The organism is Nitrospira sp., from assembly GCA_029194535.1.
Lineage (GTDB): Bacteria > Nitrospirota > Nitrospiria > Nitrospirales > Nitrospiraceae > Nitrospira_C.
On the sequence record JARFXR010000002.1, the window covers coordinates 466,523 to 486,799 of the forward strand.

20 protein-coding genes, 1 other RNA gene and 1 other annotated feature are annotated in these 20,277 nt (G+C 58.7%); of the genes, 1 reads left to right on the forward strand and 20 read right to left on the reverse strand.

Annotated elements, in window-relative coordinates; all coding sequences use genetic code 11:
* Nucleotides 1–41 precede the first annotated feature (41 nt).
* The 16 genes from queA to P0111_13765 all read right to left on the reverse strand — a co-directional run bounded on the left by queA (nt 42) and on the right by P0111_13765 (nt 15,440).
* A complete protein-coding gene (gene queA / locus P0111_13690; protein ID MDF0645078.1) occupies nt 42–1,076 on the reverse strand; it encodes a tRNA preQ1(34) S-adenosylmethionine ribosyltransferase-isomerase QueA in 1,035 nt (344 codons plus the stop codon).
* Nucleotides 1,076–2,296, reverse strand: a complete 1,221-nt coding sequence (locus P0111_13695) for a SpoIID/LytB domain-containing protein (GenBank protein MDF0645079.1) — start codon at nt 2,294–2,296, stop codon at nt 1,076–1,078. Before P0111_13695 ends, queA begins: the two co-directional genes overlap by 1 nt.
* Nucleotides 2,293–2,547, reverse strand: a complete 255-nt coding sequence (locus P0111_13700) for a DUF2905 domain-containing protein (protein ID MDF0645080.1) — start codon at nt 2,545–2,547, stop codon at nt 2,293–2,295. Before P0111_13700 ends, P0111_13695 begins: the two co-directional genes overlap by 4 nt.
* Nucleotides 2,547–3,566: an aspartate-semialdehyde dehydrogenase gene (locus tag P0111_13705; GenBank protein MDF0645081.1), complete on the reverse strand. Its 1,020-nt coding sequence runs from the start codon at nt 3,564–3,566 to the stop codon at nt 2,547–2,549. The genes P0111_13700 and P0111_13705 overlap by 1 nt, the downstream gene beginning before the upstream one ends.
* A gap of 15 nt (nt 3,567–3,581) precedes the next feature.
* Complete coding sequence (locus P0111_13710) at nt 3,582–4,778, reverse strand: hypothetical protein (GenBank protein MDF0645082.1); 1,197 nt, start codon at nt 4,776–4,778, stop codon at nt 3,582–3,584.
* Between the two features lie 26 nt (nt 4,779–4,804).
* Nucleotides 4,805–5,878 (reverse strand): 3-isopropylmalate dehydrogenase, encoded by a 1,074-nt coding sequence (gene leuB / locus P0111_13715; protein ID MDF0645083.1) that lies wholly within the window; start codon nt 5,876–5,878, stop codon nt 4,805–4,807.
* A 28-nt stretch (nt 5,879–5,906) separates the two neighbouring features.
* The gene (locus P0111_13720) at nt 5,907–6,269 is read right to left on the reverse strand and encodes a cupin domain-containing protein (protein ID MDF0645084.1); all 363 of its coding nucleotides are present in this window, start codon (nt 6,267–6,269) and stop codon (nt 5,907–5,909) included.
* A 58-nt stretch (nt 6,270–6,327) separates the two neighbouring features.
* A complete protein-coding gene (locus P0111_13725; protein ID MDF0645085.1) occupies nt 6,328–7,875 on the reverse strand; it encodes a 2-isopropylmalate synthase in 1,548 nt (515 codons plus the stop codon).
* Nucleotides 7,876–8,112: 237 nt separating this feature from the next.
* Nucleotides 8,113–8,339: a binding site (T-box leader), on the reverse strand.
* Nucleotides 8,335–9,138 carry a CDP-diacylglycerol--serine O-phosphatidyltransferase gene (gene pssA, locus P0111_13730; GenBank protein MDF0645086.1) on the reverse strand — a complete coding sequence of 268 codons (804 nt, stop codon included), beginning with the start codon at nt 9,136–9,138 and terminating at the stop codon, nt 8,335–8,337. Its footprint overlaps the feature before it by 5 nt.
* Nucleotides 9,135–9,785 (reverse strand): phosphatidylserine decarboxylase family protein, encoded by a 651-nt coding sequence (locus tag P0111_13735; GenBank protein MDF0645087.1) that lies wholly within the window; start codon nt 9,783–9,785, stop codon nt 9,135–9,137. Before P0111_13735 ends, pssA begins: the two co-directional genes overlap by 4 nt.
* A gap of 112 nt (nt 9,786–9,897) precedes the next feature.
* Nucleotides 9,898–10,911, reverse strand: a complete 1,014-nt coding sequence (gene ilvC / locus P0111_13740) for a ketol-acid reductoisomerase (protein MDF0645088.1) — start codon at nt 10,909–10,911, stop codon at nt 9,898–9,900.
* Between the two features lie 72 nt (nt 10,912–10,983).
* Complete coding sequence (ilvN, locus tag P0111_13745) at nt 10,984–11,502, reverse strand: acetolactate synthase small subunit (protein ID MDF0645089.1); 519 nt, start codon at nt 11,500–11,502, stop codon at nt 10,984–10,986.
* Between the two features lie 69 nt (nt 11,503–11,571).
* Complete coding sequence (gene ilvB, locus P0111_13750; GenBank protein MDF0645090.1) at nt 11,572–13,347, reverse strand: biosynthetic-type acetolactate synthase large subunit; 1,776 nt, start codon at nt 13,345–13,347, stop codon at nt 11,572–11,574.
* A 211-nt stretch (nt 13,348–13,558) separates the two neighbouring features.
* Nucleotides 13,559–13,986, reverse strand: an RNA gene (rnpB, locus tag P0111_13755) — RNase P RNA component class A.
* An 83-nt stretch (nt 13,987–14,069) separates the two neighbouring features.
* Complete coding sequence (locus P0111_13760) at nt 14,070–14,450, reverse strand: PilZ domain-containing protein (GenBank protein ID MDF0645091.1); 381 nt, start codon at nt 14,448–14,450, stop codon at nt 14,070–14,072.
* Between the two features lie 123 nt (nt 14,451–14,573).
* The gene (locus P0111_13765) at nt 14,574–15,440 is read right to left on the reverse strand and encodes a M48 family metallopeptidase (GenBank protein ID MDF0645092.1); all 867 of its coding nucleotides are present in this window, start codon (nt 15,438–15,440) and stop codon (nt 14,574–14,576) included.
* A gap of 113 nt (nt 15,441–15,553) precedes the next feature.
* Between P0111_13765 and rnhC the strand changes: the two genes are divergently transcribed.
* Nucleotides 15,554–16,201, forward strand: a complete 648-nt coding sequence (rnhC, locus tag P0111_13770; GenBank protein ID MDF0645093.1) for a ribonuclease HIII — start codon at nt 15,554–15,556, stop codon at nt 16,199–16,201.
* A gap of 189 nt (nt 16,202–16,390) precedes the next feature.
* On the opposite strand, the gene hisB is transcribed toward rnhC, so the two are convergent.
* From hisB to murA, 4 genes are read right to left on the reverse strand one after another with little or no spacing between them, the layout of a single operon-like run.
* A complete protein-coding gene (gene hisB, locus P0111_13775; GenBank protein MDF0645094.1) occupies nt 16,391–16,999 on the reverse strand; it encodes an imidazoleglycerol-phosphate dehydratase HisB in 609 nt (202 codons plus the stop codon).
* Nucleotides 16,996–18,279 (reverse strand): histidinol dehydrogenase, encoded by a 1,284-nt coding sequence (gene hisD, locus P0111_13780; GenBank protein MDF0645095.1) that lies wholly within the window; start codon nt 18,277–18,279, stop codon nt 16,996–16,998. The genes hisB and hisD overlap by 4 nt, the downstream gene beginning before the upstream one ends.
* Nucleotides 18,276–18,977 (reverse strand): ATP phosphoribosyltransferase, encoded by a 702-nt coding sequence (gene hisG, locus P0111_13785; GenBank protein MDF0645096.1) that lies wholly within the window; start codon nt 18,975–18,977, stop codon nt 18,276–18,278. The genes hisD and hisG overlap by 4 nt, the downstream gene beginning before the upstream one ends.
* Nucleotides 18,978–19,015: 38 nt before the next feature.
* Nucleotides 19,016–20,275, reverse strand: coding sequence for a UDP-N-acetylglucosamine 1-carboxyvinyltransferase (murA, locus tag P0111_13790; GenBank protein MDF0645097.1), 1,260 nt, complete (start codon nt 20,273–20,275; stop codon nt 19,016–19,018).
* Between the last annotated feature and the right edge of the window lie 2 nt (nt 20,276–20,277).

Genomic DNA, 20,277 nt, shown 5'->3' on the forward strand with positions numbered 1-20,277 from the left:
ACACGACCGTGACCGGACGGCGACACCAGAGGCTGAAACCGTCAAGGTTTCAGTATCAGCATGGCATCTCCGTAGCTGTAGAACCGGTATCGCTCTCGGACGGCCTCCTCATAGGCTTGGCGCAGCAATGAGGTCCCGGCAAAGGCCGACACCAACATGAGCAGCGTTGTCTTGGGGAGATGGAAGTTGGTCATTAGAGCATCAACGACTCGAAAGGAAAATCCGGGGGTGATGAAGAGGCTTGTTTCTCCGCGATCAGGACGCAATCGGCCTTGCCGAGAGGCCGCCGTTTCCAACGCGCGCACGACGGTCGTGCCCACCGCCACGACCCTTCCGCCTCTCTCCTTGGCATGTTCGATGGCCTGGACCGTCTCCGGTCCGACCTCGAACCATTCGGAACCCATCCGATGGTCCTCGACATGGTCGGCCGTGACGGGCTTGAACGTCCCGATGCTGATGTGCAGTGTAATCCTCGCGACTCCCACCCCCGCCTGATTGAGTCGGGCCAACAGCTCCCGCGTAAAGTGAAGCCCGGCAGTCGGTGCCGCAATCGCTCCTTCCTCCTGGGCGAACACGGTTTGATACCACTCGCGATCCATGTCGTCGGGTTGCCGATTGATGTACGGTGGGAGCGGCATCACGCCCCGGCGTTCGAAGAATTCGCGCGGCGACATCGGGCAATCGACACGGACCACGGTCCGAACGTTGTCCCGCGATTGAACCACAACGCCGCCGTCGGACCCCAAGTCGATTCTCTGACCAGGCCGAAGCCGGCCTTTGATCAAGACCTCCCATAGACGCTCCGCAACTTCCCGGACGAACAGGATGTCGACGGCTTTCCCGGTCGGCTGCTTTCGGCCGGAAAGACGAACCGGCATCACTTTGGTGTCATTGACGACGATCACATCACCGGGAGCCAGGAGTTGAGGGAGATCCGCGATTCGGCGGTGCATCATCGACTGAGGCGAATGATGGCTCGGAGGCAAGACCAATAGCCTAGCCTGATCCCGCGGAAGGATGGGTTCGGACGCAACGAGCGTTGGATCAAAAGGAAAATCGAACTCTGATATCTGCATCAGGAGGAGGGAAGAATCGGCGCTTTCGTCAACGCCATGTCCTGCAATTGCGTATCGGGATAGTAATAGCTCAGGATGGTGGAGAAGGGATAGCCCAACTCGGCCAACTCTTTGGCGCCCCATTGACACATCCCGACCGCATGACCTGCTCCATAGCCGGACAGGACGATCTCCGACTCCACGGACTCGACCGTAAATTGCGTGCTCGGGACCACCATGTACCCGACGGCCTTGCGCAACTCTTCGCCCCGTAATATGAGTTCCCCTTCCGTATGGACGACACGCAAGGTGGCGACCCGTCCACCCCGGCTGAACGACGACGGAGTCAGCGCGGTGATGGTCCCGATCGGGAATCCCTGTTGGCGAAGATTCTGCTCGAGCAGTTCTCTCCGAAACGAAGCCGTCCATTGGTAATAGGGAGAGGCCAGGTCAAAGGGACATTCGACTCCCTTGAGATAGGGATAGTCCTTGGACCAAACATTGACCGCATCTTCGGTCAGGCCGGCAGCCGTTGAGGAAAAAGCCGCGTAAATCGGCGCCCCCTGGTACGTGAGTACCAACCCTCTCGTCTCTTCGACTGCCTTCACTACCGCCCCATCGATACCCTGCTTCCCACGATAGACCTGGTCCTGCACGCTTGCCACGACATCGTAGTCACGGCTCGCACTAAGCATCTGCTGGTACAGTGCGTAGGTCCTGGCCGCCACCGCCTGCGCCTTGAGCATTTCCGGATGCCAGGACGAGTTCACCTCCGCCGGAACGACACCTTTGACATATTCCTCCAAATCGACCTGATTGATCACCAAGGCGCCCCCGCCTCGTCGAATGACGTGCACAAGGCCGCTCACTGGAACCGTGACACGCTGGATCGTCGCCGTCTTGATCACCCCCCGCTCCGTCGTGCCCGCAGCTCCGTCCGATGTGACAAAGGTGAGGGTCAACCCCTGCTCCCCTTGCAAGGTCAATTGCTCGCGCATCATCCGGACGCCATTGACGACAAGCCCCTTTCCGGACGGTACGATTCGAATGACCGGCCGGACTGCCCTCCCGCGGCGAGTGGAATCGGACACCCAGACGGGGCTACTCGACTGGACGTCGAGCTTTACCACATCGGTCGCAAGGAGGACGCGCAAGGATTGCGCGGCCTGCAGCGACGTCGTATCGAGGGTCAGCGCGATCCCGAGCACGATCGCCACAGTCCATCGGCGTATCGGGATCAACGGCGAAGCATCCATGACAGGAAATAGAATACCAAACTTAGGAGGATACTGAGCACAAGGCTGGTGCCGAGCGGGATATAGAGACTGAAATTGTCTCGCTTGAAGGAGATATCCCCCGGCAGGCGTCCGAACAGGCCAAGAACGCTGCCGAGGCCGGGCACGCGGTCGGAGAGCAGCAAGAGCACCCCCGTCAACGCGATGAGCGCGCCGGCCCCAAGCAGCACTTTCCCGAGGTTTGCCCATTCGGCCATCAGAGTTCCATCAAACACTCGACAATCTGCACGGCATTGAGAGCGGCCCCCTTCCGTAGGTTGTCGGAGACCACCCAGAGATTCAACCCATTGGCGGTCGACTCGTCTTCCCTGATCCGACCGATGAATACATCGTCTTTTCCGGTGGCATCCAGCGGCATCGGATAGAGCTTTCTAGATGGATCATCATACACCAGCACCCCGGGCATTTCCGCCAACGCGGCCCTCGCGTCGTGGGGCTTGAGCGGACGTTCCAGCTCCACATTGACGGCCTCTGAATGGCATCGCAGCACCGGCACGCGCACAGTCGTGGCCGTGAGACGGAGCGCGGGAGCATCCAGGATTTTCCTCGTCTCCCGCATGATCTTGATCTCCTCGGAACAGTCACCACTCTCGTTGAATGATCCGATATGCGGCAACAAATTGAAGGCGATCTGATAGGGATACACCGCTGCCTTGGTCTCACGAAAAGCCATGAGGTTTCTGGTCTGCTCCATCAGTTCATCCATTGCCGCAGCCCCCGTCCCAGAAACGGACTGAAATGTCGTGACCACGACCCGTTTGATTCCGGCCGCCTCCTGCAGCGGCTTCAACGCCATGACCAACGGGGTGGTCGTACAGTTCGGGATCGACACGATTCGGCGCGGCATCGACCGCAACGCGTGCCGATTCACTTCCGGCACCACGAGCGGGACATCGTCTTCCATGCGAAACACTCCGCTGTCGTCGATAACCAGAACGCCGGCCCCGCTTAACCGGGCACCGTACTCGCGGCTGATGGCATCCGTCGCGGAAATCAGGGCGATATCCATGCCGGCGAAAGAGGTATCCGGAGTCAGTTCCTCCACTTTCCATTCTCGCCCTTGGCACGACAAGACCTCGCCGGCCGATCGCTTGGACGCAAACAGCCGTAAGGATTCCAGCGGGAGCTTTCGTTCCTCCAGAATCTCCAGCGTTTCCTTTCCCACAGCCCCCGTCGCACCGAGAATGCCCAGGATGTACTTCGATTTCTTCTTCACCGTGCACTCCGTCGGTTACAGGACGATTTCACGAATCCGATGGTTAAAGGTGTCGGCGATGAACAGTCTTCCGTCTGCAGCCACGGCAATCCCGAACGGATAATTCAGGCTCGCGTCGAGCGCCGATCCCCCGTCGCCACCGTAGGCCGCCACCCCCACTCCCGCGACACGATCCAGGCGACCTGTCATCCGGTCCCACCGCCGGATAAGATGGTTGTCCGAATCCGAGATCAAGAGATTGCCTTCGGCGTCCAGAGCGATCCCATAAGGCCTGGCCAAACTTGTGGAAGCGGGCTCCGTGGGACCCTGATAGCGATAGGTCCCACCGTCTCCGACGACAGTCTGAATCACACCGGTGCCGGGATCGATGGAGCGAACTCTGCCATTGAAGGTGTCGGCGATAAACAGGGTGCCGTCCACTCCGACGGCGAGACCGCTGGGACCTGCCAATGCCGCCTCGATGGCGGGAATTCCATCCCCATTGTACGCCGCCGCGCCGGTTCCGGCGACCGTCCGGATCAGACCTGTCCGCAGGTCTATCGCTCTTACCCGATTATTATTCTGATCCGCCACGAACAAGATCGAGGATGAGGTTATGGCCAGCGCGCTCGGTTCATTCAGGCCAGCCGAGAGCGCCGGCCCGCCGTCTCCGCTGAATCGAGGCTGTCCCACCCCTGCGATCGTGCTGATTCTGCCGGACTCGCGGTCGACTCGCCGAATGCGATGGTTCATAGTATCGGCGATATACAGATGTCCCGCCGCATCGACGGCGACGGCCGTGGGGAAATTCAGCAATCCCTTGATAGCCGGTCCCCCGTCCCCGCCGAATCGCACCGACGGTCCTCCGCCATTGATGACGTACCGAACCGTCCCGCTCAAATCGGTCTGGTGCGCGAATGTGTGAGGCCCGGAGGTCTGATCGGCCAAGGGATCCTCATCCGCCATGCGTGCTTCGCCAGCGGACTGGACCGCGTCTTCATGACACTGTGCAGGGATAGTGCAGCCTGCGACCGTCGAGATGGTGCCGTGCCGCCGATCGACCTTTCGGACGACATGGTTCTCGGAATCTGCAATGATCAGATTGCCGTGGCCATCGTAGGTCAGCGACTTGGGTTCGTTGAGGCAGGCCGCCACCGCTGGCCCGCCGTCCCCGGACATGGCTCCGTCCCCCATCCCGGCAACCGTCTTGATGACGCCGGTTTTCCGATTCATTTCTCTGCGCATCGGGCTGTCTCGAATTATTTGAGATTTCGAACGATGGCCTCGCCCATGTCGGTCGTTCCGACCAACCGAGCACCGGCGCCGTGAATGTCCTTCGTGCGATAACCGAGATCCAACGTCTTCACGATGGCACCTTCGATCGCCTGAGCCTCCTGATCCAGCTTGAACGCATACGAGAGCAGCATGGCCGCCGACGCGATGGTCGCGATGGGATTGGCGACGTTCTTCCCGGCAATGTCGGGAGCACTACCGTGAATGGGCTCGAACAGGCCGACCTGCGCTCCAATGCTCGCCGACGGCAACATGCCGATGGATCCGGTCAGCATGGCCGCTTCGTCGCTGAGAATGTCTCCGAACATGTTGTTGCAGAGCATCACGTCGAACTGTCTCGGATTTCGAACCAGCTGCATCGCGGCGTTGTCGACATAGATGTGATTGAGCTCCACGTCGGGAAAGTCTTTCTGCACCTCGATTACCACTCGTCGCCAGAGTTCTGAAGACTCCAAGACGTTGGCCTTGTCCACGGAGGTGACCTTCTTGCGCCGTCTGCGAGCCGCCTCGAACGCCACCTTCGCAATGCGACGAATCTCTTCCGTCGTATAGACTTCCGTATTCACCCCGCGTTCGCCGCCGTGGGGCAGCACCTCTATCCCTTTCGGTTTGCCGAAGTAGATCCCGCCGGTCAACTCGCGGATCACCAAGATATCGATTCCCTGGATCACATCCTTCCTAAGGGTCGACGCATCGGCCAGAACGTCATACAGTTTGGCCGGTCGAAGGTTAGCAAAGAGTCCGAGCTGCTCGCGAAGCCCGAGCAGCGCGCGTTCAGGGCGTAGGCTGTATTCGAGCCCTTCCCATTTGGGGCCTCCCACGGCACCCAACAGAACGGCATCGCTCTGTTTGGCCATGGTCAAGGTGTTCTGCGGCAGCGGCACTCCGACCTTGTCGATCGCCTGCCCTCCCACATCGCCATAGACGAATTCGAACGTATGGCCGAATTTTTCCGCGATGACCTTCAGCACTTTGACCGCTTCCGGAACAATCTCTCGACCGACACCGTCACCGGCAAGCACCGTAATCTTGGCTTTCACGTCATTCGACTCCTTTAGCTGACAGGCGTTACTCCAAAACCTGCTCGTCTTCCACCTTCCAAGCCGGGTCAACCAGGCAGAGAAATTCGATCTCTTGATCTCCCGTGTTCTCCAGCGACTGCTCGCCGCCAGGCGGGACATAGAGTGTCGTCCCCTCTTCGACCGGAATTTCTTGGTTATCGAGCAGAAAACGCCCTCTGCCTGCAATAAAGTAGTACACCTCCGATGATTTCAGGATATGCCGCTTGGAGCGATGGCCGGGCCCCAGGGTCCCATACGCGAGGCTGTAACCCAGTTTCAGATGATGCTTATCGGGGTGGATGATTTCACGAAGACGGGTATGGTCTCCGGCCAGGAATTCCGGACGCTCCGAAAGCGTGACCTTCAGCACGGACCGCCCCCTCCGCGGCAAGGTTTAGCGAGTCGAGCACTCTACCGTGCGTCCCACGTCAAATCAAGTTCACTTTCTGCTCACCCTGCACCTGTTTGGCCGACAGATAGGCAAGCTTATTCAATGCACTCAAGTACGCACGGGCGGAGGCGGTAATGATGTCGGTGTCCGCCCCGTGCCCTGATACGGTTCGGCCGTCTTCCTGCACACGCACGGACACTTCCCCCTGAGCATCGGTCCCGCCCGTAATGGCTTTGACCACATACATCAACAACCTACTCCTGGTCGACGTGATGGCGGCAATGGTCCGATAGACCGCGTCGACCGGCCCGTCGCCTGTGCCGGTCCGGGTGACCGCGTTCCCGTCGATCTCCAATTCGACCGTCGCGGTAGGCACCTGATTGGTTCCACTTTCGACATAGAACGACTTCAGAGTGATCCGATCGGCCATCTTGGCCAATTCTTCCGAGACGATGACTTCGAGATCCTCTTCATAGATCTCCTTTTTCTGATCGGCCAGCTTCTTGAACCGCTCGAAGGCGTGGTTGATCTCGTCATCCGTCAGCTTGTATCCCAGCTCCTCGATCCGCTGACGAAACGCATGACGCCCCGACAGTTTACCCATCACCATCTTGCTTTCGACCAAGCCGACCGATTCCGGTCTCATGATTTCATAGGTCATCTTGTCCTTCAGCAGGCCATCTTGATGGATACCCGATGTGTGTGCGAAGGCATTCGCGCCGACGATGGCCTTGTTGGGTTGCACGACCATGCCGGTGGTCTTGCTGACCAGCCGGCTGGTCTTTGAAATCTCCTCCGTGCGGATCCGCGTATCCGCCTGATACCAGTCTTTTCTCGTGCGCAATCCCATGACGACTTCTTCCAATGAAGTATTTCCGGCACGCTCACCGATGCCGTTGATCGTACACTCCACCTGACCGGCCCCCTCCATAACGGCCGCCAGGCTATTGGCCACCGCCAATCCGAGATCGTTATGGCAATGCACCGAAATCACGGCCCGGCTGCTGTTGGGCACGGTCTCACGGATTCCGCGGATCAGCTTGCCGAACTCCTGCGGCATCGCGTACCCCACGGTGTCGGGTATGTTGATCGTGCCGGCGCCTGCGGCGATGACGGCCTCAATGACCTCATAGAGGTAGGAGGGATCCGAGCGGCTGGCATCCATCGGAGAGAATTCGACATCCTCGACATAGCTCCTTGCCAATTGGACCATCGCCACCGCCCGCTGCTTCGCCTCCTCACGCGTCATTCTGAACTGATGCTTCAAATGAATATCCGAAGCCGAGAGAAACGTATGGATGCGGACCTTGGAGGCACCCTTCAAGGCCTCCCAAGCCCGCTCGATGTCCTCCGGACGCGCCCGGGCCAGGCTGCAGATCGTCGGACCTTCCACCTCCTGAGCGATCCGATGCACGGCTTCGAAATCTCCTGGTGAACTGTAGGCGAACCCCGCTTCTATGATGTCGACACCTAGGCGCGCCAGCTGCTTCGCCACCATGACCTTTTCTTCGACGTTCATGCTGGCCCCGGGAGATTGCTCTCCATCGCGTAAAGTTGTATCAAAAATCCTGATCATACGGGTCATCGCATCACCTCCACCTGGCAAGCTGCTCAAAAATCCTTCCGGCAAGGCCGCAAGGAGTAAGAACCCGAGGAGGTACATACCAAGCTTCGCTTGAACCGCTCGCTTTGATCACACGCGAGCGGATAGGTACCTTTCCTCCAGGAACTAGTCCCCACATCGAGGGGTTCGAACGACAGAGAACGCAGCGGGAAGGCTTTTCAGCAGCTTGAAAAAAGGCAAAAGCCTTCGCCCCAAGAACCCAGGGACGAAGGCTTGACGCGCTTCGTGGTACCACCCTGATTCGACCCGGAATGCTGCCGCCCAGGTCCTTCATTCAGCCCTTACGGGGGCAAGGCGGAATCCACTACTCGTGTTTCATGAATTCTGGCTCGGAGGCGAGTTCAGCGTCGTCGAAACTGGTTTGCACCGCCCACCAGCTCTCTTGATTCGACGGATAGCCTACTACTCCTCGTCGTCGCCTTATATTTTCGAGTCAGTTGCCGGCTGTTCCTTTTTCGGCTGTATCTGCTTCCCAGTCCTCGCGACCAACGTGATCACCCGTTCGATGGGACCAAGCAAGGCATAGCCGGTGAAGATTACAAATAGCATAACCTGAGGCCAGGCCGCTACCAGGACCACGGTCAAAATACCCCAGACCAGATAGGTGATATGGCGACCGCCTCGGAACTTCAAGTCCTTGAAACTCCGATACTTTATCGTACTGACCATCAGGAAGGACAAGATTAGGGTAATAATCAGCATCAGAATCGGCTTGATTTCCGATCCGGTTCGGACGACGTGGTGATCAAAAATCACCAGAGAGGCAACGACGCCAGCGGCGGCCGGTATGGCCAGCCCGGTGAAGTACTTGCCGTCCGACACGGTAGCCGTCGCGTTGAATCGTGCGAGACGAACGGCGCCCATGGCCACGTAGGCGAACATGACTGCGATACCGAATGTACCCTGCCCACTGAGCGCCCATGAATAGATGAGCAGCCCTGGGGCAACGCCGAACGAGACCACGTCGGAAAGCGAGTCATACTCGAGGCCGAAGTGGCTGGTGCTGTTCGTCAACCGCGCGGATTTGCCGTCAAGGACGTCGAACACCATGGCCACCAAAATTGCGATCGCGGCGGCAAGGTAATTCGCGTTAAAAACCGACAGGATGGCGAACACGCCGCAGAACAAGTTTCCTGTCGTGAACAGGTTCGGGATCAAATGCATCGCCGCCTTATGGCGCTTCCCGCCCTTCGCAAACGACTGGCGCAACGCAGTGGTCTTCATGGCAGTTCTCCTAGAATGGACTCCCCACCCTTCACACGATCGCCGAGGGCGACCTTGATCACGGACCCTATCGGGAGGAACGTGTCCATACGAGATCCGAACCGAATCAATCCAAACCGCTCACCCAACACGGCCCTGTCCTTCGGCGAGACCCAACAGATGATCCGTCTGGCGATCAAGCCGGCGACCTGGACACAGAGAACCTTCGAGCCTTGTAAGGTCTTGATCATCACGGCATTCTGTTCATTCTTAATCGTCGCTTCGGGCTTGCTGGCCACCAGGAACTGTCCAGGTTGATAGTGCACATTCTCCACGATTCCTTCACAGGGGATCCGGTTGATGTGCACGTCGAGCACGTTCAAGAAAATCGTGACGCGAATGCTGCGATCCTTGAGGTAGCGTGGTTCAAACTCCTCTTCGAGGGCGATGACTTTCCCGTCGCCCGGCGCTACTACGAGTCTGGGTCCCTGAGGAATAGTCCGAAGGGGGTTGCGAAAAAACCACGAGATGAAAAGGGTCAACAGTCCGGCCGCCACCGCCAGGAAGGTCCAGCCCATCCATCCCGCCGCCAGTGTACCGCCGGCGGCAACCGCGATGAAGGGAATTCCTTCTTTGGCAACGGGGACGCCGACGGCACGATCGGCCACGAAAACCTCCACCTACCCAATCTTTGGCCGCTGTCGATGGAACCGTGAGCGGCAGGAGCCGTCTTCGATCACGCCTTTGGAGCGAGACGCAATCCGATGCCACACGACACCGTTAGTTTCTATTCTTGTCGACTAACTGATCTTTCTTCAGCCAGGGCATCATCGCCCGCAGACGGGCGCCGACGGCCTCGATCGGATGGGCTTCGCCCTTGGCGAGTAACGCATTGTAGACCGGGCGGTTGGCCTGGTTTTCTAACACCCACTCCTTGGCGAACCGTCCTTCCTGGATCTCACGCAGAATATTCTTCATCTCTTGCTTGGTCTGGTCCGTGACGACCCGGGGCCCGCGGGTCACATCACCGTACTTGGCGGTCGTGCTGATCGAATATCGCATGTTTGCGATGCCCCCTTGGTAGATCAGATCCACAATCAGCTTGACCTCGTGCAAACATTCGAAATATGCCATCTCCGGAGAGTACCCCGCTTCCACGAGGGTTTCATACCCTGCCTGAATCAACGAGGTCAGCCCGCCGCACAGCACCGCCTGTTCGCCGAATAAGTCGGTTTCTGTTTCCTCCCGGAAGTTGGTTTCGATGACACCGGCCCTCCCACCGCCGATTGCGCTGGCGTAGGCCAATCCCACCTGCCGTGTAGATCCGCTTGGGTCCTGATAAATCGCCAACAAGCAGGGGACTCCGCTCCCCTTCGTGTATTCTGATCGTACCAAATGTCCGGGCCCCTTGGGAGCGACCATGAAGACGTTGATCGACGACGGCGGCACGATCTGTCCGAAATGGATATTGAATCCGTGGCCGAACGCAAGATAGGCGCCCGGCTTCAGGTTCGGCGCGATCTCCTGGCGATAAATGGCCGCCTGCGCTTCATCCGGCGCGAGGATCATCACGACATCGGATGCTTTCACCGCATCGGCCACCGGCATGACCTTCAATCCGCTGTGCTCGGCCTTCTTCCAGGAAGCACCTTCGCGTAAGCCGATCACGACCGAGACGCCGCTTTCTTTCATATTGAGCGCATGAGCGTGCCCTTGACTCCCGTACCCGATGACGGCGACAGTCTTGTTTCGTATGTGTTGAAGGTCGGCGTCCTTGTCATAGTAGATCTTCATCGCTGGCTCCTGGGTAACAATGGTAACAATAATATGTGATGTACGGGGTCGAACGGCAAGCGCCGTCCGCGCCTACTCGCGGGCGATTTTCTTGGGTTGAACCGCGGCGGACCGAAGAGGCTCGCGCGCCACTGCCACTCGCCCGGTCCTGGTGAGTTCCTTGATTCCCAGCGGTTGCAGTAGGTTGATGATGGCTTCGATTTTTCTCGGATCGCCCGTGACTTCGATCGTATAGGTCGAGGGCGTAGAATCGATCACGTTCGCGCGAAAGATGTCGGCAATCCTCAGAGCCTCCGCCCGATCTTCCTGTCTGGTGTGAACCTTGATCAAGGCGGTCTCGCGCGAGACGAACTCGCTCTCGTTCAGATCGACGACCTTGATCACGTCGATGAGTTTATTTAACTGCTTGACGATCTGCTCGACGATGCGCTCGTCGCCGGACGTGACGATCGTCATCTGAGACATCGAGGGGTCCAACGTCGGCGCAACAGACAGACTTTCGATATTGAATCCACGGCCGCTGAAGAGTCCGGCGATCCGGGACAGTACACCGAACTTGTTTTCGACCGTGACGGAAATGATGTGTTCCATGCGGTTCCGCTCCGACAGCGACGGCCGGTCATCGGCCAGCCAAACGGCCAACTACTCTAGCCAAGCAGGTTAGGCCGTAAGAATCGTATCCTTATCCTCAGGAGTCACCTTTTCGGCACCCTGCTGTTTGTTTTTCAACTCCGGCGGATCTTCCAAGATCATTTCGTGATTGCAGCCTCCGGCCGGGATCATGGGATACACGTTCTCATAGGGATGCGTCGGGACGTCCACGATGACCGGCCCGTTGACGGCGATCGCTTCCTTGAGGACGTCATCCAATTCGCCGGCTCTACCCGCTCGCAATCCCACGGCCCCATAGGCCTCCGCCAATTTCACAAAGTCAGGAGTGGTATCCAGGTAGCTGGACGCGTATCGGCCCTCATAAAACAAGTCCTGCCACTGCCGAACCATGCCGTGGAACCGGTTGTTCAGCACGACGATTTTCACCGGCAGCTTACTGACCACAGCGGTGGCCATCTCCTGCATATTCATCTGCACACTCCCGTCTCCGGCGATGCAGAGAACCAACCGGCCCGGGAACGCCGCCTGTGCTCCCATCGCCGCAGGGAAACCGAATCCCATCGTCCCCAACCCTCCGGACGTGAGCCATCGGTTGGGCTTTGAGAGCTTGAAGTATTGGGCGGCCCACATTTGATGCTGGCCGACGTCCGTGGAGACGATCGGATCGCGATCCTTGGTTAGTTCGTAGAGTCGCTTGATCACATGCTGGGGCTTGATCGGGCCGTCTTTCTCCTGTCGGTACGCCAAGGGATGCGCGCGTTCCCATTCGCGAATCTGATCCCACCAGGCCTTGCGGAGTTCCTTCTGCTCGCCGTTGACGGTCGCTTTCAGAATCTGGTTGAGCTCGCGCAAAACGGCCTTGCAGTCCCCCACGATCGGGATATCGACATGAATGTTCTTCCTGATCGAGGTCGGATCGATGTCGATATGAACGATCTTCGCGTACGGACAAAATTCCGACACCTTTCCCGTCACCCGATCATCAAACCGCGCCCCGATTGCCACCACGAGATCCGCGTAATGCACCGCCATATTGGCCTGATAGGTGCCGTGCATACCCATCATGCCCATGGAGAGGGGGTGCTCCCCCGGAAACGCGCCAAGACCCATTAGCGTCATATCGACCGGAATCTGTGTCAACTCGGCCAACTCGATCAGCTCTTGGGACGCGCCGGAAAACACTACGCCGCCGCCCACGTAGAGGACCGGCTTCTTGGCCTTCATGATCGCTTCCGCTGCCTGCTTGATCTGCCACTTATTTCCTTCGTACGTCGGATTGTAGCCGCGGATCGACACGGAGTTCGGGTAGGTGAACTCCGCTTTGTCCATCGACACGTCTTTGGGAATGTCCACGAGGACAGGGCCCGGACGCCCGGTCGTGGCGATGTAAAACGCTTCCTTGATGGTGGACGCCAAATCGTTCACGTCCTTGACGAGAAAGTTATATTTCGTACAAGGTCGGCTGAGCCCCACGTTGTCGGCTTCTTGGAACGCATCGTTACCGATCAAACTTGTCGGAACCTGCCCACTGAAACAGACCAACGGAACGGAATCCATGTAGGCGTCGGCCAAGGCCGTAATCACGTTGGTCATCCCGGGACCGGAGGTGACCAGGCAGACTCCTGCCCGACCTGTAGCCTTCGCGTAGCCTTCTGCCATGTGGCCTGCACCTTGTTCATGACGGGTCAAGACGACGTCAATGCCCTTCTGTTGATGCAGCATGTCGAAAATCTTCAGCACCACGCCACCTGGCAAGGCGAAGATCGTCTTAACGCCTTCGCGCTTTAAGCATTCGATAAAGATTTCAGCGCCTGTCAGCTTCATGCCGGCCCCCTCTCTCCAATCCATGGGTTCCCCACAGAGAAGGAGATACGTAGAGATGCAGGTGCGTTACCAAGCACCTTTTCGTCAATCGTTCAGAATGTTCTGAAAAAACAATGGGGAAGATGCGAGATCCTACCATCCTGTCTGTGACAGGTCAATAGAGGGATTTCAGACTTGGACCCTGAAACGAAGAGGTGCGAAATGATGAACGCGGTGGAGAAGACCTATAAGCCGGATTCTGTGCCGACTGGGATATGCTCTCGGTCGGCGGAGATCATTTCTCTGGGATTCGAGTTACCCCGAACCTCTAGCGACCTACCCGAAGACCTCAGCCGGGCCAGCTGATCACCGGCTCTCCGAAAAGAGCCGGTGGCGTCTTCCTATTTGGCCTTGCATCGGACGACGCTTACCCTGCCGGTGATGTCACCACCACCGCGGTGGGCTCTTACTCCACCGTTTCACCCTTACCTGAGCCGTAGCGATGAGAATTGGGGTCCAATCGCCTTGGCCATCGGCGGTCTGTTCTCTGTGGTGCGGGTGTCGGATTGCTCCGCCTGGGCGTTACCCAGCGTCCTGCCCGTGAAGTCCGGACTTTCCTCTCATCGCGTTTCCGCGCCGAGCGATCCCCCGGTCTTCCCCCTCGCGCGAGGTCAGTATAGGAAATGGAGATGACGGATGCAAGCAACTCAAATTCGAGTCGGGGCCGGGATGCGACGGTCCCATCAATCCCCTGACGCACCAAGAAGTGTCACCGTTTCCTTCCACCTCGAGGCGCGGGCGATGGGAAGACCTGCTCGAGGCCCGTGCCGACGAACGAAGGCGGCCAGGCGCTGCTGATCTGCGTCGGTAGACCGAATGAATTCCAGCCCCACGCGAGTTCCACGTGCCCAGCGCACGGCGGCAAGGGGCACGGTCATGGCCACACCTCCATCGGGCAACGATATCCGAAGCCGAACGTAGTCTCCGACGCGTAAGCGATGGGAGCATTCGATGAGGCAACCTGGAACCGAAAGATCCAGCACCCGGCCTTCGCAGTACGCCTGGTTACCAGCCAGGACGGCCTGACCGACCACCGGGACTCGATGTCCGTATCGAGCGACCATGGACGCCTCCCGTTTCCGTTGGGATAAAACGGTCACGCTACGCATTGTCCCAGCGATCGGTGAAACGAACCATCCCTACAAAAGAGCGGCACCGACACGCTCAAGGGCGGGGATCGGTTCCGGTCAGCTGCCGAGCCTCGGCAGATCAACTGCAGGGACTGGTTGCCGTGTCTTGTAGATTTTCAGCGCCTCCGGCATGGCTTTCTTGAGATCCTCGATTCTGGTCCCATGGCTCGGATGCGTTGACAAGAACTCGGCCGGTCCGTCTCCTCCCGACATCCGTTCCATGCGCTCCCACAACGCGATGGACTCTCTGGGATCATAGCCGGCGGCGGCGGCGAGCAGGATGCCGATGTAGTCCGCTTCCGATTCGTGCTGTCGGCTGAAGGGCAGCAACACCCCAACCTGAGCACCCGCGCCAAGAGCCGCCATCGTTCCTTGGGATACGAGGCCGCCTCCTGCCGCTCCCGCCGCCACTCCGGCGGCTTGTACGGCCGCGTTCGTCAACTGCTCCTGACTCATACGCTCGGCCCCGTGACGAGCCAGGGCATGGATGACTTCGTGCCCCATCACCGCCGCCAGGCCAGCCTCCGTCTTTGCGACGGGGAAGATCCCCGTGTAGACCGCCATCTTGCCGCCCGGAAGAGCGAACGCATTCGCCATCTTGTCGTCTTTGATCACCGTCACTTCCCACTGAAACTGTTTCGCCATCTCTGCATATTTTGAGCGTTTTGCGGCTTCGACGATGCGTGCTGCAACGCGCTTGACGGGCTCGATCTCCCGCGGGTCCTGAGAGAGTCTCATCTTCGGATCGCTCTTCACCTGAGTATAGGCCTGAGCGCCCATCTCCATTTCTTCTGCCACAGAGGTCATGAGCAATTGGGAGCGGCCTGTGTAAGGATTCTTTTCGCAACCGACGAGCCCGACGGCCAGTACCAAACAAGGCACAGCCAGACCCCATATGCGACCACGACGTAGACGTGCGGCCATCGACCTCCTCCCTTCTCAACAATGTCTCAAAATTGACCGCCCTCAGCGGCTCTGCTAGATTACCGCGCCACCACGCCGTTTTCTACCTGACTTGCCAGACTGAATCCGACAACATGCCGGGGCCCGCGATCGAACGCATCGGGATCGACGAATCGGGGAAGGGCGACTATTTCGGTCCCCTCGTCATCGCCGCGGTATTCGTCGACGGGACCACGCAAGCGGAACTCGCGCTAATGCAGGTCCGGGACAGCAAAAAGATATCCGACGGACGGATCCTGGAAATGGCCCCGGATATCAAGACCATTTGTCCGCACAGTGTCATCGCGATCGGGCCTCAGAAATATAACGAGCTTTATGCAAAGATCCGCAACCTCAATCGCCTGCTCGCCTGGGGCCATGCCAAAGCTCTCGAGAACCTGCTGGAACGGGTGCCCTGCGGACTGGCTATCTCCGATCAGTTCGGCGACGAGCGTCTTATCCTGAACGCCTTGCAGGCCAAGGGCCGCACCATCACCCTCGAACAGCGGACCAAGGCGGAATCGGACCTCGCCGTCGCGGCCGCTTCGATCCTTGCACGGGCGGAATTCTTGATCCGGTTGAAACGCCTCTCGGACGACGTCGGCACCATCCTCCCCAAAGGTGCGTCACCGGCCGTCGAACTCGCAGGAAGGATGGTGGTCAAAAAACACGGACGGGATCGATTGGCAGCGGTAGCAAAACTTCACTTCAAAACAACGAAAGCCGTGATGGGGGAGACGTGAGCGATGGCTCGCTTGGCCGTACAGCTGCGTAGCCACCTCGCCACTCTTGGGTGAAGTCACCCAGCCAACCCTAGTCGCGCGAAGATGAGGCCTCGCTCAACAGCGCTTGGAAATGGAAGGGACCTCTTTGGGGGAAGAGAATCAGTGGAATCACCAGGGTGAGGCGGTTCGCCAAGATCGAACCCCCGGCTACAACATCCCTTTCGTCGACAACACGTTGCCCGCCAGACGCTCTTCGATAGTCGTCGCCTGATCAAGCGCCTTCGCCAACGCCTTGAAGATCGCCTCCATAATGTGATGCGGATTGCGACCGTACAGCAGATTGACGTGCAGGTTGAGTCCCCCATGTGTCACGAATGCCTGGAAAAAGTCCTCGAACAATCCCAGATCGAATGACTTGATTTTACGATCTGGTAGGTTGACGTTGTAGACCAAAAAAGGCCGGCCGCTCAAATCAACGGTCACCTGCGCCAACGTCTCATCCAGGGGAGCGGAAGCAAAGCCGAATCGTTTGATGCCGGCCCTTTCGCCTAGGGCTTGATAGAGCGCCTTGCCCATGACGATTCCCACGTCCTCGACCGTGTGGTGTTCGTCAATATCGATATCGCCCTTGGCCTTGACCGCGAGATCGAAAAATCCGTGCCTTGCCAGCAATTCGAGCATGTGATCGAAGAACCGGATGGAAGTGTCGATCGTGCTTCGCCCACTGCCATCCAACACCCATTCGACACGGATATCCGTCTCCTTCGTCGCCCGATGAATGGAAGCCTGTCGTGAAGGCGCGCCGTCCTTTTTCATGCGAACCTGCTTTGAGCCGACTTCGCATGGGCATCGAAGCCCTCGATGTGAGCGAATCGGACGAGATGATCTTTCACCTTGCTCAGTTCCTCCTTCGTGTAATGCACGATGTTGCTCACTTTCAGGTAGTCGAGAACCGACAAGGCCGAAAAGAACTTGGCGGTGCCTCCGGTCGGCAGGACATGATTCGGGCCGGCAATATAGTCTGCGACCGAGGGCGGAGTATATCGGCCCAAGAATAGCGCTCCGGCGTGACGAACCTTCTCCAAGTAGTCAAACGGCTGGTCCACTGACAGTGTCAGATGCTCAGGGGCGATCTGGTTGGCCACGTCGATGGCTTCGTCCATCGTCGTCACGACAAACGCCACGGAATGTCTCGCCACGGACTTGGCGGCGATCTTCTCCCGCTGCAACCCCCGCAGTTGTTGCTCCAGCAGTCTTCCGACGTCCTTCGCAAGCGATGCGGATGTCGTCACAAGCCATACTTGAGCGTCTTCGTCATGCTCGGCCTCGCACAGCAGATCCGCCGCCACATGGGCCGGATTCGCGTCGTCATCGGCGACTACCAGTAATTCGCTCGGGCCCGCCACCATGTCGACACCCACCGTTCCGTACAATAGGCGCTTGGCCGTTGCTACGTAAATGTTCCCGGGTCCCACGATCTTGTCGACCTTTGGGATGGACGTTGTCCCGAACGCCAAGGCCCCGATCGCCTGTACTCCGCCGACGCGGAAAATATCCGTGACACCGGCGATATCCGCCGCAACGAGTAAATACGGATTGATTCCGGCCTTCTGCGGCGGGGTGCACATCACGATGCGGGAGACGCCCGCGACCTTCGCCGGAATGGCGCTCATCAGCACCGTCGAAGGATATACCGCCTTCCCGCCCGGCACATAGACGCCCACGGCATCGATCGGTGTCACGACCTGGCCCAGCGTCGCCTCGCCGTCCTGATACATCCAGGTTTTCGTGCGCTGCCGCTCGTGGAACGCCGCGATCCTCTGGGCGGCGAATCGAAGGGCATCGCCTTCGTCCTTTCTGATACGGTGATAGGCATCCTTGATCTCATCGGAGGTCACTTTGAGATCACTCACCTTGAGAGCGACCTTGTCGAACTGCTTCGTGTAGCGCAGCACGGCCTTGTCACCACCCCGCTCCACTGTCTGCAACAGGGTGTGCACCGTCCTCTCAGCCGCGGCTCCTTGAGCCCGCGCCCGCGCGACAACTTTTCTCAGGACCGGAGCAAATGCACGGTCTGTCGAGGCAATAATTCTCATGCAGAGACCCGCTTGGCCTTACGACTCGTCCGGCTTCGTCCGGGCGCCGCAACCAAGGCGGAGGGCCGCCGTATGATCGTGGCTTTTCGAAGCTTCTGAATGAGCTCGGTTACGGCGGCATGTTTGAGTTTCAGACTGGCTCGATTGACGATCAGACGCGCCGTCGACGTCGCAATGCACTCGACCTCGACAAGGTCGTGGGTCTTGAGCGTATTGCCGGTCTCGACCAGATCCACGATACGATCAGCAAGACCCACAAGGGGTGCCAGCTCAATCGACCCGTACAGCTTGATGATCTCGACCGGCACGCCGCGTTGGTTGAAATAGCGTTCGGTAATTCTCGGGTACTTGGTCGCCACCCGAATTTTTGAGGAAAGCCGGTCACGAGAATCCTGGCCCCGTGGCGCCGCGACGGCAATTCTACACGCTCCGAACCCCAAATCCAACGGCTCATAGACGTCGCCGTCCTGCTCCAACAGTACGTCTTTTCCAACAATACCCACATCCGCCGCTCCATATTCTACATAGGTCGGCACATCGGTCGGACGGACGATTAAGAATGTCATTCCTATACCTGGACAGGCAAATACCAGGCGCCGGCTGTCTGTGGCCAGGCTTGCCCCTGCATAGCCGGCCCGTCCGAACAACGCCAGCGTCGGTTCAATCAACTTACCTTTGCAGAGTGCGACCGTCAGCATGAGATCCTGAGCCATTCGCTCTGACAATGATCGCGGCGCTAGGCAGCGCAGCGATGGATGACCGCCCCGAGTCCCCGAAGCTTTTCCTCGATTTCTTCGTAGCCGCGATCGAGATGATACACCCGCAGAACCTCTGTGGTTCCCTCCGCTGCCAACCCTGCAAGGATGAGCCCCGCACTCGCGCGAAGATCGGACGCCATAACAGGCGCACCGGTCAAGCGTTCGCATCCGGTGATCATCAGGCGATTGCCCTCGACGCGAATATCGGCTCCCATCCGCCGCAGTTCTTCCACATGCATGAACCGGCTTTCAAACACCGTTTCGGTAATGATGCTGGCCCCTCTGGCGACGGACATGAGTGCCGCCATTTGCGCCTGCATGTCGGTCGGAAACCCCGGGAACGGCATCGTGCGTATGTCAACACCGGCCGGACGGCCGCATCTTGCCGCATCCAGATGCACCGACTCCTTCTCAACGCGAATGTCCATGCCGGCTTCCCGAAGCTTGGCGATGACCGGCTCAAGATGGTCTGGACGGCATCGATTAACGGAGATCGACCCCTTGGTGATCGCACCGGCAACCAGGTACGTGCCGGCTTCGATACGATCAGGAATGACCTCGTGATCGCTGCCTCGAAGTTCCCGAACGCCTTCTATGGTGATCATATCTGTGCCGGCCCCGTTGATACGAGCACCGCGTTTCGTCAGGAAATCGGCCAGATCCACGATCTCCGGTTCCTTGGCGGCGTTTTCGATCACGGTGGTCCCCTGAGCGAGTGAAGCGGCCATCATCAGGTTTTCCGTGCCCGTCACCGTGGGCACGTCGCAATAGATGGATGCACCGGTCAGACGCTTGGCCCTTGCATGAATGTAGCCGTGCTCGACCCACACCTCCGCTCCAAGCTTGGTGAGCCCGGCAAGATGCATGTTCACCGGACGGGAACCAATGGCGCATCCACCCGGCAGCGACACAGTTGCCTGCCCCCAGCGTGCGACGAGCGGTCCCAACACAAGCACGGAAGCGCGCATCGTCTTCACGAGTTCATACGGGGCTTGAGTCGAGTTGATCACGTCGGCCTTGATGACGATGCGGTTTCCTTCCTGCTTCACCTTGGCCCCAAGAATCCCCAGCAGTTTGCCCATCGTGACCACGTCGACGACGCGCGGTACATTGCTGATGACGCACTCCCCGCCGCCCAGAATCGTGGAGGCAAGGATCGGCAAAGCGGAATTTTTGGCCCCGCTGATCCGAACGTCTCCCTCTAGCGAGACGCCTCCGTTGATCACGATCTTGTCCACGC

Excerpts from the sequence above, each read along its gene's own strand:
- P0111_13725 (MDF0645085.1), bottom strand. The coding sequence starts at position 7,875 with ATGACCCGTATGATCAGGATTTTTGATACAACTTTACGCGATGGAGAG.
- ilvC (MDF0645088.1), bottom strand. The coding sequence starts at position 10,911 with ATGAAGATCTACTATGACAAGGACGCCGACCTTCAACACATACGAAAC.
- rnhC (MDF0645093.1), top strand. The coding sequence starts at position 15,554 with ATGCCGGGGCCCGCGATCGAACGCATCGGGATCGACGAATCGGGGAAG.
- hisD (MDF0645095.1), bottom strand. The coding sequence starts at position 18,279 with ATGAGAATTATTGCCTCGACAGACCGTGCATTTGCTCCGGTCCTGAGA.
- P0111_13760 (MDF0645091.1), bottom strand. The coding sequence starts at position 14,450 with ATGGTCGCTCGATACGGACATCGAGTCCCGGTGGTCGGTCAGGCCGTC.
- hisB (MDF0645094.1), bottom strand. The coding sequence starts at position 16,999 with ATGAAAAAGGACGGCGCGCCTTCACGACAGGCTTCCATTCATCGGGCG.
- ilvB (MDF0645090.1), bottom strand. The coding sequence starts at position 13,347 with ATGAAGCTGACAGGCGCTGAAATCTTTATCGAATGCTTAAAGCGCGAA.
- pssA (MDF0645086.1), bottom strand. The coding sequence starts at position 9,138 with ATGAAGACCACTGCGTTGCGCCAGTCGTTTGCGAAGGGCGGGAAGCGC.
- P0111_13765 (MDF0645092.1), bottom strand. The coding sequence starts at position 15,440 with ATGGCCGCACGTCTACGTCGTGGTCGCATATGGGGTCTGGCTGTGCCT.
- hisG (MDF0645096.1), bottom strand. The coding sequence starts at position 18,977 with ATGCTGACGGTCGCACTCTGCAAAGGTAAGTTGATTGAACCGACGCTG.
- P0111_13700 (MDF0645080.1), bottom strand. The coding sequence starts at position 2,547 with ATGGCCGAATGGGCAAACCTCGGGAAAGTGCTGCTTGGGGCCGGCGCG.
- P0111_13710 (MDF0645082.1), bottom strand. The coding sequence starts at position 4,778 with ATGAATCGGAAAACCGGCGTCATCAAGACGGTTGCCGGGATGGGGGAC.
- queA (MDF0645078.1), bottom strand. The coding sequence starts at position 1,076 with ATGCAGATATCAGAGTTCGATTTTCCTTTTGATCCAACGCTCGTTGCG.
- ilvN (MDF0645089.1), bottom strand. The coding sequence starts at position 11,502 with ATGGAACACATCATTTCCGTCACGGTCGAAAACAAGTTCGGTGTACTG.